Consider the following 445-nt stretch of genomic DNA (forward strand, 5'->3'; position numbering starts at 1 on the left):
AAGCCGTTGCCGTCAGATAGTGAGTATTCCTTGTCTTTGGGCTTTGCTTGCTTTACTTCAGTATTCGTTAAAGGGGTGGTCAGTCTAGCCATTTTAGTAACACCGCAATCCGTGGTTTAGGCTTGATGTTACTTCTGGTGTATCTAAAAACGCAAGATTAGATAAGGTTGATTAAGGTTTTATAAGACACAAAAAAGCCCGAAACCCTTTATTTATCAGGTGTTTCAGGCTTGTTTGCGACCATTGAAGGTCTTTGTTTGGTGGAGGCGGCGGGGATCGAACCCGCGTCCGCCAGTCCGCTGCCATCAGCTCTACATGTTTAGTTTCATTTTTTAGTTTAATGCCCAACACTCCAATGAACAGGATTGTCGAACACGAGCCTTGAAGAATTTAGCAGCGCGGTCTAAGGCGGACTTTGCTGCGAGCCTGTTTCGCGGGCTCATAC

The 445-nt window shown here is 45.8% G+C and carries 1 other RNA gene; it reads right to left on the minus strand.

Annotated features, from left to right (window positions below):
- Positions 1-258: 258 nt before the first annotated feature.
- Positions 259-445, minus strand: a transfer-messenger RNA (tmRNA) gene (gene ssrA, locus BTA35_RS16765); the annotation flags it as partial.

Origin of the sequence: Oceanospirillum linum, assembly GCF_001995095.2 — a bacterium.
GTDB lineage: Bacteria > Pseudomonadota > Gammaproteobacteria > Pseudomonadales > Halomonadaceae > Oceanospirillum > Oceanospirillum linum.